Genomic DNA, 14,337 nt, shown 5'->3' on the forward strand with positions numbered 1-14,337 from the left:
AGACGGCAGACTCTTGCCCACGACCAGCACGAGCACCCCGGAAAGCCGCCACGCCAGCCCCTCCGACCAGCACGTTCGAAGATGGCGAAGGCTCAGGCATTGTCAGTGGCGCGCGCGAGGATGCCAGCAGCCGCACGCACAGTGGAGCAGTGGTGTGACGGGACAGGACGCGCGGGCGCCTTTCAAGGCGCCGCTACCAGTTGGTGGGCAGTGGATGCAGCCGTAGTCCACGCTGCGACTTTGCGCAGTGGACGGAGACCGGCGTGGCGGGTGCGGGCGGCACGGGCGCCGAGCCTGTTGTCATGCCGTGTTGCGACATCCGGTGAGGAGGAGGGCGACCATGCGCTTGGCGTCGGCCTGAGCGTAGTCGGGGCCGGTGATGCAGAGGTTTCCGATGGCGCGCATGAGCGTGTAGGCGGGGACACCGGGGCGAAGTTCGTCGTCGGCGGCGCAGGCGTCCAGCAGCGTCGCGCAGGCCGGGACCAGGGTGTCGAGCATGAGGGCGTGGAGGTTCTCCAGCCCCGGATCTTCGGACCCCAGCGCCGCGCCGAGGCCGTGCTTGGTCACCAGGAAGTCCACGAACGCGTCCGTCCACAGGGTCAGCGCGGTGAACGGCGAGGCGGACTCCTCAAGGAGCCGGGGCGCGAGAGCGGCGCAGGCGTCGATCTGGTGCCGATAGACGGCGGTGACGAGGTCCGCGCGGGTCGGGAAGTTCCGGTAGACCGTGCCGACACCGACGCCGGCGCGTTCGGCGATGTCGCGGACAGGCGCCTGGACGCCCTGCTCGACGAAGACCGCCGCAGCAGCCTTCAGTACGCCGCTGCGGGTGCGCTGCGCCTGTGCTTGGCGTACCCCGACCGACTCCGGCACCGATGACTCCCTTTGCTCGCGGAACAATGTTCCGCTAAGTTGGCGGAACGTCGCTCCGCCAAAGTATGGCAGAGCCGCTCCGCAGAGAAACACAGGTCTCTCATGTCTTCCCGCCCCCTCGGCCACCAGATCGTCTCGGTCAAGCCCATCCCCGTTCCCGCACCTGGCCGCAGCATCGACCTGCAGGTGAAGGTCACCGCTCCCCGGTCGGGCCAGAACCTGCCCGTGATCGTTTTCTCCCATGGCAACACGTGGTCCCTGGACGGGTACGAGCCCCTCGTCGACCGGTGGGCCGCCGCCGGATTTGTCGTGGTGCAGCCCACCCACCTGGACTCCCGCCGCAACGCCATCGGCTGGAACGATCCGCGCTTCGCCACCATCTGGCGCGTGCGGATAGCCGATCTCCACGCGATCCTCGACAACCTTGGCGACATTCTGGCCCAGGCGGGCCTGGGGATCCGCGTCGACCGTGAGCGCATCGCCGTGGTCGGCCACTCCTGGGGCGCCCAGACCGCGGGCGCCATCCTCGGTGCCCGCGTACTCGACGCCGACGGCGTTCCCGGCGAGGACTTCTCCCACTCCGCGGTGTCGGCCGGCGCGCTGATCGCCGCGACCGGAACCGGCGACACCCTCACCCCGTTCGCCGCCGAGAACCTCCCGTTCATGAAGCCGGACTTCTCCACCATGATCACCCCTGCCCTGGTCATCGCGGGCGGCAAGGACCAGTCGCATCTCTCCACCCGGGGGCCGGAGTGGTTCACCGACGCCTACCACCTCAGCCCGGCCCCCAAGAGCCTGCTCACCATCGCCGAGGCCGAGCACACCATGGGCGGCATCGCCGGCGAAAGCGTCGCCGAGACCACCGACGAGGACCCCGCCCGCGTCGTCTTCCTCGCCGACGCGATCTCCGCCTACCTCCGCGCGGCCCTCGGCCTCGACGACGCCGAGTGGACCACCCTCGGCAGCACCGCCGAAGACGGCGACGGTACGTGGAGCATCGCCAGCAAGTAAGCCAAGCCCTACAGTCGGAGGGTGCCCGGCGCCGAACGGTCGAGTAGAAGAACGCCCCGTTCTGACCGGCGAGGGGGCGGCGGTGCTCGAAGCCGCTCCCTCGTCTCTGCTTACACCTCGGTCCGCTCCGGGTCGCGCAGCGGCCGCAGTCCGCCGGGCATCTCGGGCAGTAGGAACGAGTACCGGCCGAGCATGTTGATGTGATGCCTGACGAACGGCGAGAGGCGGGCCACGTCCTCGTCACGGACGTCGAAGCCGTCCGCGCGCAGCTGGTTTGCCGCGGCGTCCATGTACCGGGTGTTGAACAGCACGAGGGCAATGAGGACCAGGCCCAAGGCGCCGAGCTGGTCTTCCATCCCGTCCTGGTAGCGCTGGTAGAGCTGCCCGGATCGGCCGTGGAAGATCTTCCGGGCGAGGGAGTGGCGGCCCTCTTGGAGGTTGGCCTGGCTCTTGATCTGCCGCCGGTAGCCGGGCTCGTCGGCCAGGCGCAGGATGTGCAGGCTCTTGGCGATACGCCCGTAGTGGGCGATCGCGTCGCCGAGCGGGGTGGGGCGGCCGTCGCGGGACAGCATCCGGATCACGTCGTAGGCGCGGACGGCACCGGTGTGGATGGAGCCGATGATCCGCGGGATGTCCTCCCAGTGCCGCTCGATGCGCGCCAGGTCGACCCGGCCGCGGGCCGCGTCCTGGAAGGCCCCGTAGTCGGCGGCACGGTCGATGCGCCACATCTTCTGGTCCGGCAGGTCGGCCAGCTGCGGCGCGTACGTGTACCCGGCCAGGGTGAGCAGGCCGAACACGATGTCGCCCTGGGTGTCCGCGTGGATCGTGGTGGGCTTGACCTCGGAGGTGTTCTTCAGCAGGCCCTCGATGATGTAGACGGCCTCCCACACCCCGCACGGCACGAAGTGCGTGAACAGCGCGATGTACAGGTCGGAGACGTGGTGGTAGGCGATGCCGCCGACCGCCGAAGCGCGCGGGTTCGCCGATTCCTGGACCTGAACGGGGGCGGAACCCGCGTGGGTTGAGAGCATAGCGGCCAGCTGTGGGGCGGCTCCGCAGGTCCAGTACTGGTAGGAGCCTGTGATCGCGCCCACTACGATCGTTCGAACATCGCACACTCTGGGGGTTCAGTGGCACGACGCCGCTACCGACGACCACCGCGTCGTCGCACCTATAGCCGTCGCCCCGTGCAGCGATCGACAGCGACATCACGGGCTGCGCAGAAGCAGTCTGGGACGGCGGCCGGTTCCTGCTTGATCGTCGTTATTCTGCTCGCAACGGCGGTCGCTGTCCCGCCAGTCGGGGTACTGCTCATTCTCCTCGCGGTCGTCGTCGGGCTGCCCGTAGCAGTGGTGAGACATCGTCGAAAGAAGCGCCGCCTTGCTGAGCTGCAGGAGCGGGTGAGGGCCGAGCAGGAGCGGGTGAGGGCCGAGCAGGAGCAACGGGCCGCCGAATGGAAGGCGGAGCAGGAACGTCGCAGGATCCTTGAAGCACAGCGGGCAGCGCTGCAAGCGACCCACGCTCGCAAGATCGCGCACTACGACCGGATGGACCCGTCGGAATTCGAGCACGCCCTGGCGTACCTCTGCAAGCGCGACGGCTGCACCGCGGCACGGGTTGTCGGCGGAGCTGGCGACCACGGAGCCGATGTCATCGCCACCACTCCGGATGGACGCCGCATGGTCATCCAGGCCAAGCGGTACGCACAGGGCAACTCGGTGGGGAACCAGGCAGTTCAGGTGGTGAACGGAACCTACCGGGACGCGCACAAGGCCCAACTGGCCGCGATCGTCACGACCTCCACCTTCACCGCGCAGGCGCGGTCGTTCGCCGCTCAGGTGGGCATAAAACTGCTCGACCGCGACGGGCTGGCGGCCTGGGCTTCCCAGACCGGACCCGCGCCGTGGCACTGAAAAGGGCCGGCATGACGCTTGCGGTGGACGAGGACCAAGTGTGTGGCTGACTCTGCCGACTGCCGCTATCGCCAGAGAGTGGAGCGGCGTTCGGGGTGGGCGGTGGCGATGTACTTCATCGCGGTCTCGGCGGCGATGCCGAAGACGCGCATGAGGTGGACGGGGTCGGCGGTCTGGCGGGCTTCGTCGAGGATGCGGTCCTGGCGGATCTTGGACGAGCTCAGGCCGAGGGGCCGGAAGATGTCGTTCATCACCATGGCGGAGACGGGCGGGAGCCGGTCGTCGGCCGCGGTCTGCTGGCTGACCAGGAGATAGGGGTTCGCGCTCAGGGGCCAGCGCCGGTGGCACTCGCGTAGCCACTGGTCAGCGAGGGTGTGGGTGAGTTCGTCGAGGTAGACGGTGTGCCGCGGGTTCCGGCGGACCGTCAGGCGTCCGCGCGCGAGATCGAGATCAGCGAGGAGGAGGCAGCGGGTCTCACGTCTGCCGAGGCCGTGGATGGCGATGAGTGCGACGACGAACTTCGCCAGAGGGTCGTCGGCCCGGTCGACCAGGCCGCGGAGCCGGTCGGTGGGGATGGGGACGGGCAGGCGCTTGATCTGCGGCAGTGAGATGCCGCGGGTGGGGTCGCGGAAGATGAGCCGTTCCTGCTTGAGCGCGCGGAACAGGCTGCGGAGCGCGGCGAGTTGTTCCCGGCCTGGCGAGCCTGGTCGCTGGGCGAGCGCGTCCTGGATGTCGTCCTTGGTGATCTCGCGCAGGCTCGTCGCGCGGTCGGACCAGGCGGTCAGGGCTGGGAAGAGGTAGCCGAGGTACTTGCGGATCGTCTCGAACGGCATCGCCGGGTGCACGCGCCGGCCCTCGCCGCGAAGGACCTGTACCCAGCCGCGGAACTCGTCCGCGATGCCGTCGGGGAGGGTCTGGAAACGCTGTTCGATGGCCCGGCGGTGGATGTCGATCTGCCGGGCGGGATCGGCGATGACCAGACCGCGCTGGGCGAGGAACTGCAGGATCCGCCGGGCGCTGGTGCCGGGCCGGTCGGCGGGCAGGGATCGGATGTCGGCTTCGTGGACAGGCGCTTCGGCGCCGAGCCAGGCCAGCACGATGCGCAGGCTACGGGCCGAAAGACGCCGTACCTGTTCGTCCCAGCCCTGCCGCCTCGCGTGCTGCCGAAAGTCGTCGAGCAGGGCCTGGGCCTCGGGTGTGAGAGAGGGCAGCCGGTCCAGCTGGCCGACGGCGATACAGGTCCAGTGGCGCCGGACGTCGAACAAGACCGTCTGGGCCGGATCCACCAGGTAGGCCGAGACGGGCGGGGCGGGCTGGCGGGCGGGGCGGGCTGGCGGGCGGCGGCTCGATGCCGGGCCTTCCCGTGCGGCGCGGGGTACCCGAGCATCCCGCGCTGAATGGCGAGCCGCGGGGCGAGCACGCCGCCGAACCACGGCTGTGTCCACGCCTCTGGCTCTGTGCCGGGACCGAACTGGTCGATGTGCACCAAACAGGCCCGGCAGATGCAGTCCAGCAGCTTGACGTCGGGCCGGCCGCAGCGGCGGCAGTCGCCGATCGGGTGCGTTCCCCAACTGCTGCAGCCCGAGCAGACGGAGCGGAAACCCCAGCAGTTGCAGTACCTGCAGCTGCGGTGGGGCTTGGGCAGAACAACGCGTCGGCGACGACGCGAGCGAAGGAGCCCGGCCTCGCGCAGGAGGTCGGCGACAGGGCCCTTGCTATGGGGCAGCTCGTCGAGCGCTTCCTCCGCGACCAGCTCCTCGCCGTCGGCGTCCCGCACGGCCAGCGCCAGCCGGAGCATCCAGCATGCCGCCCGCCACCACGCGGTGCTCAACCCGTTCTCGGCCGCCTTGGCGACGGCCGCCGCACGCAGCTGTTCGTAGTCGGCGAGTTCCCGGTCGCGGATGCGCCGGGCGTGGGCCTCGGTGAGGTGACGGCGTGGTTGATGCGCCGAGGCCGCGACGGATCCGCCACGACGCAGGCGCGGGCTTCCGCATCCACCTGGGGTGCGACTGGCCCGGGCTGTCGTCCCAGAGCACGCCGCAGCCGGTGCCAGAGCGGGCCGCCGCCCAGTGTTCCTGTGCTGAAGAGCTGTCGAGGGGTCACCTTGCGAGCGTACGAGGACGGCGCACCGCGACGATGGCCCATCAGTTCCGTACCGCGGCGGACGGGCATCTCGTCGGACGACTCTGACCGGCCCCGCTCCGCGGTACAGGGCGGGGTGACCGCTGCGGGCTCGGGAGGGCGGCGCTTCCCGGTTGCGTCGGCTGCGAGATCGTCGTCTCGGCGCCCGGGCCCGGGGCAGCGCGTGGGCATCGTGGGGGAGTGTGTCGTGGCCGAGCGGGAGACGTGGACGACGCACGAGTTCGGTGCATCGCATGACGTCGCCGCAGGCGCCAACGGGCCTGGCGTGGCGGGTGGTTGCTGCTCCGGTGCGACGGGTACCATCCGGCCGGTGGGCGCAGAGCTGCATCGAGGGGGAAGAGTGCCGGTCCGCTATTACCTGTACATCAGCGATGCCAAGGTCGACATGCTGCTGTCGCAGTTCGAGCCGCGCGCCTCGCGCAAGCGGGTCACCGAGGTCAGCGTCGACCTGAAGATGGTGGGGGCCAAGCACTCCGTGGAGAGCGCCGCGGCGGACCGGGTAGCGCGCCTGGAGCGGGTGGTGCGCCGTCTGGAGAAGTCCGGTGACCTGGGGGGCGTGGACGAGCCGGGGCCCTACGTGCACGGCGTGCTGCCCATGCAGTGGGGCGCCGTCACCGACGGCGACTCGGTGTACTTCGGCGGCCGCAGTGACCGTACCGTCGTCGGCCTCGGCGGCTCGGCGGGGCACCTGGTGGGCGCGGCCGACGGCGGGCCGCCGGCCAGCCGGCTGAGCGCCTCCCTCATGCCGGTGCTGCTCGACCGGCTCACCACCCTCACGCCCGAGGGCGAGCCGGCGAGCGCCGACGCGCTGGGCCTGGTCGTGCAGGCCAACTCGGCGCTGCGTGGCCCGGCCCAGCGCGTCGAGTTCCTGGCCAAGCGGCTGCTCCACGGCCCCTGCCCGTACCCGGAGTTGTTCCCGCACGGGAGCATGGCCGTGCTGCTCGGCAGCCCGCTCTATGTGGCCCTGGTCGACTGACCGGGCCGGCGCGGCCCGCCCGGACGACGCCGGGGCCGCGGACCGGCCGGTGTCCTGGTTGATCGGCGCTGCCACCAAGGTCATCAGGGAGCTCCCGATCGAGCCCCTGACGCTCGACATCGACGCGGCCGGGGCCCGCGCCACCGCAGTGATGCGCGGGAGCGCGCTGGTGACCCGCAGCCGTGGCCCGTACACCCCGCAGGACCTGCCGCCCGAGGCGCTGCGGATGGCCGACTGGGTGGCGCTGCGCTGGTCGCTGCAGCCGCAGGCTCCCGAGTTCACGGTCGAGATCGGCGGCCGCTGGCCCGCGCTGCTGGTGGTGCTGGCCGGCGGCGGCGTGCGGGTGCGGTTCGTGGTGCCGGAGGACGCGCCGGCGGCCTACCACCCGGCTGCGGGGTCCGGATCCCATGACGTCGACCTCACGATGGCGCTCGACCTGCTGGCCGACTCCCTGCGCGAGGCCGGCCGGAAGCTCGGCGCCGAACCCCCCGTCAGCCTGGCCCTCGGCTATCCGGACGATCCCGCGTACGAGGAGCGGGCCGCCCGTCTTCCAGAACGCTACCGGGACGCCGTTTCGCCAGTCCTCCAGTCCCTGGAGGTCGACCGGAGCCGGTGCTCCAGGCGGCAGCGGCGAGCGCACGACGAGGCCCTGCGCCGGCTGGCCTACCGCGAGCAGCCGGTGGAACGGCTGGGCCGTACGGGCTTCACCGTCCGGGTCGCCGCCGCCCGGATCCGGGACAGCGGCGGCTGAGCCGCCGTGCGGGCCGCTACCGGGCGCCGTGCAGCGCCCTGGCCAGCTTCCCGGCCGTGCGGACGGTGATGCGCGGGGTGTCGACCAGCGCCGCGTCGATCACCTCCGCGAGCGGCGGTGGCAACGACGGTTCGCGGTCCCTGATCGGGACCACCGGCTCGCGGAGCACGATCACGACCGGGTCCCTGCCCGGGGGGAAGTCGCGTGGTGTGGCGCCGGTGAGCATCCAGTACAGGCAGGCCGCGGTCGCCCACACGTCGACTTCGGGCCCGGCGTACTTGTAGCCGAGCAGCTGGGCGCGGGCCGTGAACGGGATTGTGCCGCCCAGCGCTCCGGTTCGGGTGTGGCCCGAGAGACCCGCGTGCTCGAAGGCCTTGGCCAGCCCGAAGTCCGCGAGCTTGACCACCGGCCGTCCGCCGGCACCGGGTCCCGACCCGACTGCGGGCTCAGACCCGGCTCCGATCCCGGCCCCGGCCAGCAGGATGTTGGCCGGCTTCACGTCCCGGTGCACCAGGCCACGGGGCTGCGGGCTCGTGCCGTCGCCCTGCCGCGGCGCCGGGAGCACGGCCCGGTGCGCGTAGTCGAGACCCGCCAGCACCTGCTGCACGATCGGCAGCGCCTCGGACACCGGGATCCGGCCGCCGTACCGGGCGGCCAGCTGTTCGAGACTGCCGCCGGGGCAGTACTCGCAGGCGAAGCAGAACGCGTCGCCCAGCTCGCTGCTCCCCCGGAAGCCGACGATGTTCGGGTGCCGCAGCGCGCGGATGTTCGCCAGCTCCCGGCGGAACGCGAAGCGCGCGTGCTCGTCCACTGTGCCGACGGCCGACACCCGTTTCAGCGCGACCAGTTCACCCGTCGCCAGGTGCCGGGCCAGGTGGACCACGCCCTGGGAGCCGCGGCCGAGCTCCCGCAGGATCCGGTAGCCGGGCACCTCCGGCGCGCCGAGCCCGCGCAGCTGCTCCGGCGCGACCGCCTCGTCCGGTTCCTCCGTCACCGTGATCCGCAGCCGTACGTCCCCGACCAGGACCTCGTCCCCGGCCGTCAGCGGATGCTCCGTCAGCCGGCCCAGCCGGCGGCCGTTGACCACCGTGCCGTAGCTGCTGCCGAGGTCGCGCAGCAGCACCCGCGGCGGATCGATGTCGAGCCGGCAGTGCCGCCGGGACACGCTCCGGTGCCGGTCGGCCACCTGGATCCCGCACTCGGCGGCTCGGCCCACCTCGCAGCTCGCCGGTTCCCGGTAGACGTACTCGGCCACCGCGTCGCCGCTCTCCACCGAGACGGTCACCCGCGCGCTCACCGGGTGCCGCCGTCCGCCGGGAAGGAGTAGTCCCAGTCCAGCTCCCACAGACGCAGCCCGGGGCGCAGGTCGGCCGAGACCAGGTTCCGGCCGTCGGCGGTGAAGGCCACCAGGGTGACGGGCGCGGGATGCTCTGCCAGCGTGTGCACGCACTGGGCGGTGCGCGCGTCCCACACCCGCAGGACCTGGTCGCGCCCGGCCGCCACCAGGTACCGCCCGTCCGGACTGAGCGCGAAGGTCTCGTAGGATCCCGGCAGTTCGCAGACGGTGCGGCCGCTCTCCGGCTCCCACACGTGGATCCGGTCCAGCCCGCCGACCGCACCGATGCGCCCGTCCTCGCTGAGGACCAGCACGTCGGGGCAGCGGTAAGGGAACTGGTGCACCCTGCGCCGGGTCCGCAGGTCCCACGCCGTGAGCCCCTCTTCGGTGATGGCGAACAGCTTGCCGCCGTCCGGCGCCAACCGCATGCCCTTCGCGCCGCCGATTGTGGGGGCAAACGCCAACAGTGGCTGACCGGTGGCCGTGGCCCACACCTTGGAGGTCCGATCGTCCAGTCCGGTCGACACCGCATAGCGTCCGTCGCCGCTCAGCCGCACGAACTCGACCGGGCCGTCGTGCGCCACCATGGTGCGCCGCCGGACGACGGCCTGACCGGCTCCCGCGGCCCCCGGCGTGCGCTGGGCGTGCGGCAGCTGCCACAGGCACAGCGCCCCGTCGTCGTCCCCGACCAGCGCGAGCGTGAACGCGCGGTCCACGGCAACCGCCCTGACCAGCCCGTGGTCCCCGGACAACTCGGTGACCCTGACGCCCTGTTCGAGGTCCCACAGATGCGCGGAGTTCGCCCAGTCGGCGGTCAGGGCGTACCGGCCGTCGGGGGCGACCAGCACCGTGTGGGTCTTGCCGACCCGCTCGGAGAAGGTGTGCAGGCGCTGGGCCGTCCGCAGCTGCCACAGGCTGACCCGGCCGTAGGACCCGCCCGTCACGGCGAGCTCGCCGTCGGCGCTCAGCCCCAGGCTGACCTCGGCGGTGAGGACCGGGGTGCCGCTGAGGTCGTACCGCTCCCAGACGGCCAGCAGCGCCGTGCGGGTGCCTGCCGTCCGGGCCAGGTCCGCCCACTGCCGGCGCAGCTCGGGGTGGCGCTCGTGGCCGGGCACGGCCCGTGCGGCCCGCAGTTCCCGGGCGGCGGCGGCCGGGCGGCCCGCCGCCGCGAGTTCGGCCGCGCGCTCGATCAGCCGCCGGACTTCGGTCTCGCTGTCCGCGAGCTCGAGCGCGGGCCGGGGGCGGGCGACGTGCCAGGCCGCCCGGAAGCCGGCTCGGGCCAGCCGGTGGATCTGGACGCCTCCGTACGCGTCGCCCACGACGACCACCCGGCCGTCCCCACTGAGGGCCACGGCGGTCGGATCTGACGCGCGATCCGGGTCGAAACGGATGCCGATCGTGCGCAGGTACCGGCCGGCGCGGGTCTCCCACACCCGCAGCGGCGGGTCGACGCTGCTGCCGACCGACACCGCGACCTTGCCGTCGGCGTTCAGTGCGAGCAGCGCGTGGCGCTCCAGCGTGTTGGGCATGGTGGCGCGGACCCGGTCGGTGCGGGTCTCCCAGACGCAGAACCCGTCCAGCTGGAGGCCGGTGAGCAGCGCGTAGCTGCCGTCCGCGCTGAACGCCACCCCGTCGATGTCCGTGAGGTGGAGGTCCGCAGAGGCGGCCAGCCGGTGCAGCGGGCGGCCATGGACGACGTCCCACACCCCCACGCTGCCGGCGCTCGGTGCCGCTGTGGCCAGCATCTCGCCGTCCTCGCTCAGCGCGACGGCGCGGACCGGCACCGACTTGTGGTGGACCTGCGGCAGCACCCGCCCCGTCTGCCGGTCCAACGGCCGGAACTCCTGCGGCGGATGCTCGAACTCTCGCAGCAGGCGGCCGGATCCCAGCTCACGGACCCGAACCCGCCCGTCGCGGTGGGCGAGGGCGGCCGTGCCCGCGCAGGTCAGCGCGACCGCCGTGACGGCGCTGTCGTGACCCGTGAGGGAGCCCAGCCGGACCCCGTCCGCCAGGCCCCAGAACTCGACCGGGCCCTCGCCGTGGGCAGCCAGCCCCGTCCGCCCGTCGGCGGCGACGGCCACGGCGGTGACCGGGGCGGACGGTTGGCCCCCGGTCGTCGAGTCCGCCGGTTCGCAACGCAGCTCGTGCAGGCAGTGCCCGGCCACCGCGTCCCAGACCCGCAGGCAGCCGTCCTCGCCCCCGGTGATCGCCACCCGCCCGTCCGCGTCGACCGCGACGGCGCTGACAGCGCCGCGGTGCCCGGCGACCGACACGGGCCGGGGCTGCGGGTCCCGCCGGGCCAACTCGGCCAGGGCGGCCCTGACCTCGGGGATGTCCGGGGCACCGGCCAGCAGGTCCCGGGCCGCCTCGTGGTCGCCCCGTTCAAGGTGCACGAGCCCGATCAGGTGGTCCTCGCGCCAGCGCTCGCCCTGGACGGTCCGGGCGGTGCGCAGTTCGGCCAGCACCTGCTCGTCGGTGAGCTGGCCGTGGCGCCAGCGGTACACGGCCCAGTTGTAGACCGTCGCCGGATGGTGCGGGTCGAGGTCGGTGGCCGTGCGCCACAGCTCTTCGGCCTCCTCCGCCCGATCGAGGTCGAGCAGCGACAGCGCCTGGTTCGAGCGGCCGTCGGCGAGCAGGTCCGCAGCCCTCGGGGGCCTGCGCGGGTAGGGCGTGCCGATGGCCTCCGCGTAGATCTCGCAGACGGCGTCGGCCAGTTCAGCCATCCGCCGGGGCCGCCGCGCGGGGGCGACCTCGAAGCAGCGCCGGAGCAGGTCGGCGAGGGCCGCAGGCATCGCGGGTATCGCCTGTCCCGGCGTTGCGGCCTGCCGGCCGGGTCGCACGGACCGGCCGCCGGACTCCACGAACGCGGCCAACGCCTCGGGCGCCGCCTGCCCGTAGCGGCAGGGCGGGCCCCCGGTGAACATCTCCAGGACGCACAGCGCCCAGGACCAGACGTCGGTCGCACGGGTCAGGGCGACCGGTGCGCCGGCCGCCGCCTCGGCCTGCTCCGGTGAGCAGTACGCGGGGGTCATGCCGCCGTAGGAGGCGAGCAGACTCCCGCCCGGCGGAACGGCGGTGCTCTCCCCAGCCGCGGCCCGTGCCCCCGCCAGTCCGAAGTCGGTGACCTTCGCGGTCCACCCGGCGCCCGGGTCGACCATCACGTTGGCGGGCTTGACGTCCTGGTGGATCAGCCCCTGCCGGTGCGCGTGTTCGATGCCCCGGGCGATCTGCACGGCCAGATCGAGCAGGCGCGCAGGGCTGCCGGGGTCCTCGTACAGCCGGCCGTCGCGGACGAGCTGCGCGAGCGAACCGCCCGGCACCCACTCGGCGAAGACGCACGGCACTACCCCGACCCGGCGCACGTAGTGGCAGGTGACCACGTTCGGATGCGGCCCCAGTCCCACCCAGGTGCCCGCCTCGCGCCCGAACGCGCCACTCCCGCCGGGGTCGGCCACCAGCTCGGGACGCGGCACCTTGACCGCGAGATCCAGGTGCCAGCCGCGGTGCTCGACCCGGTACACCAGCCCCATGCCACCGCCGTCGAGGACATCGAGCACCCCGTACAGCCCCAGGACGACATCGCCGCGCCGCCAGCTCCCCACCGTCACGGGCACCAGCCTGCGCCCCGCCGACTGGGGCCACAACTCCCCGGACGCGGGCGGCACTCGTGGGCAGGGACCGTTCCGGTGGCCGCTGCCGTTCCTGGGTTCCTCCTGGCTCGGATCGTGGCCCGGCACATCGCCCACGGGGCGCGATCGAGCGGGCTCGATCGTCTGCTCAGCGGCCGGGGCCGCGCCGTCCTGGCGAAGGGGCCATCACCTACGCTGAGCTTCCCCCATGCACATCCGAGGCGTGGACATCATGGCCAAGGAGAGCAGTGTGGCGCAGGGGCGTAGGCCACGGTCGGACGGCGCGCAGGCCTCTGCGACCAGGACGCGGGCGCCGGCGCCGCCTCGGGGCTGACCCGCGCGAATGTCGCGGCCCGGCTCGTGCTCTTCCACGGTAGAACAGCCAGCCCAGGCGACGGCTCCGACCCTTGGTGGGCCTGGTGAGGGGGGTGGGGATGGCTGACATCGGCCGGCCGCGGCGACGCGACTGGATTCCCGCGCGGCAGTCAGCGTGGTCAGGCCCACCACTGCGGCGGCGAGTCCTGACCCCACCGTCGGGGCCGTGCCCGTTCCGGCGGCGCACTCGTTGAGCCCGGTGCCTGCCCGGCAGGGCGGGCGGCGTACGGGCTCATATCCCCGGTCCGCGCGCCGCCCGCCCCGGATGGGTGAGGGAGGTCAGCCCCAGGCACCCGGAGGTGTGCTTCCCCTCGTAGCGTGGAGTCGTGACCCGATAAGGAGTTGAGGGTGGGGAAGCGACGTACGTACGACGCCGAGTTCCGGGATGGGGCCGTGCGGATCGTGCTGGAGACCGGGAAGCCGGCCGCGCGGGTGGCTCGGGACCTGGGGGTGCACGAGGCCACACTGCAGAACTGGGTGCACGCCGCCCGGCGAGCCTCGGAGAGCGGGACGGGGCCGCTGCGGGAGTCCGAACGGCAGGAGCTGGCCAGGCTCCGAGCGGAGAACCAGCAACTGCGCGTGGGCCGAGGGCTGGCAGGTGTCGGTGAACACGGTCGCCGAGATCATGGCCGAGCACGGCTGGTACGGCCGCGAGCCGAAGAAGCGCAGGTCGCTGACCCGGCAGGGCAAGCGGAAGGCCGCCCGCGACCTGGTGGGCCGGCACTTCGACGCGGTCTCGCCCGACGTGCTGTGGGTGGGCGACATGACCGAGATCGAGACCGGTGAGGGAAAGATGTACCTCGCCACCGTGATCGACCTGAACCGCCCCGGGTTCGGTAGAGAGCTCAGATGATGGCTGTGACCAGGGGTTTTGCGGTTGCCAGGTAGTAGTTGGTCTCGTACTCGACGGGCGGAATGTGGCTCTCCTGCCGTATGTGTGGGTGCGCTGACCTGCGGCTGGACGTGAAACACGCCGTCCTCTGTGATCCTTGAGGTGTCGAAGCCCAAGTTTGATCAAGCAGAGAGACGGCGTGCCTGCCTTCAGCATATGGAAGCGCACCTTGATGGTGGAAAACACCGTGGTCGAGGCGGTGCGCTGGGACGAATCGGAACAGTGTGTAGTCGCGTCGGTGCGGCCTGATGCGCGGCGGCGTGGACGGTGCGGGCTGTGCCGACGCCCGGCCCCCTGGTACGACCGGGGACGCGGCCGGCGCCGGTGGCGGGATCTGGACCACGGGCCGGTGCGGGTGTTCCTGGAGGCCGATGCCCCGCGGGTCGCCTGCCCACGGCACGGTGCGACCGTGGCCTTCGTGCCCTGGGCCCGGCACGACGCC

The 14,337-nt window shown here is 72.4% G+C and carries 11 protein-coding genes and 1 pseudogene; 7 read left to right on the forward strand and 5 right to left on the reverse strand.

Features of this window, described 5'->3' with window-relative positions:
• Positions 1-300 precede the first annotated feature (300 nt).
• Positions 301-870, reverse strand: a complete 570-nt coding sequence (locus ACZ38L_RS35855; RefSeq protein WP_465701598.1) for a TetR/AcrR family transcriptional regulator — start codon at positions 868-870, stop codon at positions 301-303.
• Positions 871-972: 102 nt separating this feature from the next.
• Here ACZ38L_RS35855 and ACZ38L_RS35860 point away from each other — a divergent pair, with 102 nt between their 5' ends.
• Positions 973-1,881, forward strand: a complete 909-nt coding sequence (locus ACZ38L_RS35860) for an alpha/beta hydrolase family protein (RefSeq protein WP_465701600.1) — start codon at positions 973-975, stop codon at positions 1,879-1,881.
• Between the two features lie 110 nt (positions 1,882-1,991).
• Here ACZ38L_RS35860 and ACZ38L_RS35865 read toward each other — a convergent pair whose 3' ends face one another.
• Complete coding sequence (locus ACZ38L_RS35865; protein ID WP_465701602.1) at positions 1,992-2,999, reverse strand: Tn3 family transposase; 1,008 nt, start codon at positions 2,997-2,999, stop codon at positions 1,992-1,994.
• 135 nt (positions 3,000-3,134) lie between these two features.
• Here ACZ38L_RS35865 and ACZ38L_RS35870 point away from each other — a divergent pair, with 135 nt between their 5' ends.
• Positions 3,135-3,794, forward strand: coding sequence for a restriction endonuclease (locus ACZ38L_RS35870; protein ID WP_465701604.1), 660 nt, complete (start codon positions 3,135-3,137; stop codon positions 3,792-3,794).
• Between the two features lie 65 nt (positions 3,795-3,859).
• On the opposite strand, the gene ACZ38L_RS35875 is transcribed toward ACZ38L_RS35870, so the two are convergent.
• Positions 3,860-5,080 carry a hypothetical protein gene (locus ACZ38L_RS35875; RefSeq protein ID WP_465701606.1) on the reverse strand — a complete coding sequence of 407 codons (1,221 nt, stop codon included), beginning with the start codon at positions 5,078-5,080 and terminating at the stop codon, positions 3,860-3,862.
• 1,196 nt (positions 5,081-6,276) lie between these two features.
• Between ACZ38L_RS35875 and ACZ38L_RS35880 the strand changes: the two genes are divergently transcribed.
• The gene (locus ACZ38L_RS35880; RefSeq protein WP_465701608.1) at positions 6,277-6,912 is read left to right on the forward strand and encodes a DUF7019 family protein; all 636 of its coding nucleotides are present in this window, start codon (positions 6,277-6,279) and stop codon (positions 6,910-6,912) included.
• A gap of 49 nt (positions 6,913-6,961) precedes the next feature.
• Positions 6,962-7,663 (forward strand): hypothetical protein, encoded by a 702-nt coding sequence (locus ACZ38L_RS35885; protein WP_465701610.1) that lies wholly within the window; start codon positions 6,962-6,964, stop codon positions 7,661-7,663.
• A 16-nt stretch (positions 7,664-7,679) separates the two neighbouring features.
• On the opposite strand, the gene ACZ38L_RS35890 is transcribed toward ACZ38L_RS35885, so the two are convergent.
• Positions 7,680-8,960 (reverse strand): protein kinase domain-containing protein, encoded by a 1,281-nt coding sequence (locus ACZ38L_RS35890; RefSeq protein ID WP_465701612.1) that lies wholly within the window; start codon positions 8,958-8,960, stop codon positions 7,680-7,682.
• Positions 8,957-12,607, reverse strand: a complete 3,651-nt coding sequence (locus ACZ38L_RS35895; RefSeq protein WP_465701614.1) for a protein kinase domain-containing protein — start codon at positions 12,605-12,607, stop codon at positions 8,957-8,959. The genes ACZ38L_RS35890 and ACZ38L_RS35895 overlap by 4 nt, the downstream gene beginning before the upstream one ends.
• 744 nt (positions 12,608-13,351) lie before the next feature.
• On the opposite strand from ACZ38L_RS35895, the pseudogene ACZ38L_RS35900 reads away from it, so the two are divergent.
• The 3 genes and pseudogenes from ACZ38L_RS35900 to ACZ38L_RS35910 all read left to right on the forward strand — a co-directional run.
• Positions 13,352-13,570: pseudogene (locus tag ACZ38L_RS35900) on the forward strand (transposase); the annotation flags it as partial.
• Between the two features lie 31 nt (positions 13,571-13,601).
• Positions 13,602-13,856 (forward strand): hypothetical protein, encoded by a 255-nt coding sequence (locus ACZ38L_RS35905; RefSeq protein WP_465701618.1) that lies wholly within the window; start codon positions 13,602-13,604, stop codon positions 13,854-13,856.
• A gap of 211 nt (positions 13,857-14,067) precedes the next feature.
• Positions 14,068-14,337 (forward strand): transposase family protein (locus ACZ38L_RS35910; RefSeq protein WP_465701616.1); only part of this gene is annotated, 270 nt, incomplete at its 3' end.

This window comes from Kitasatospora sp. NPDC024654, assembly GCF_055559155.1.

Bases quoted from the DNA above. Each gene is read 5' to 3' on its own strand.
- ACZ38L_RS35860 (WP_465701600.1), top strand. From the start codon at position 973: ATGTCTTCCCGCCCCCTCGGCCACCAGATCGTCTCGGTCAAGCCCATC.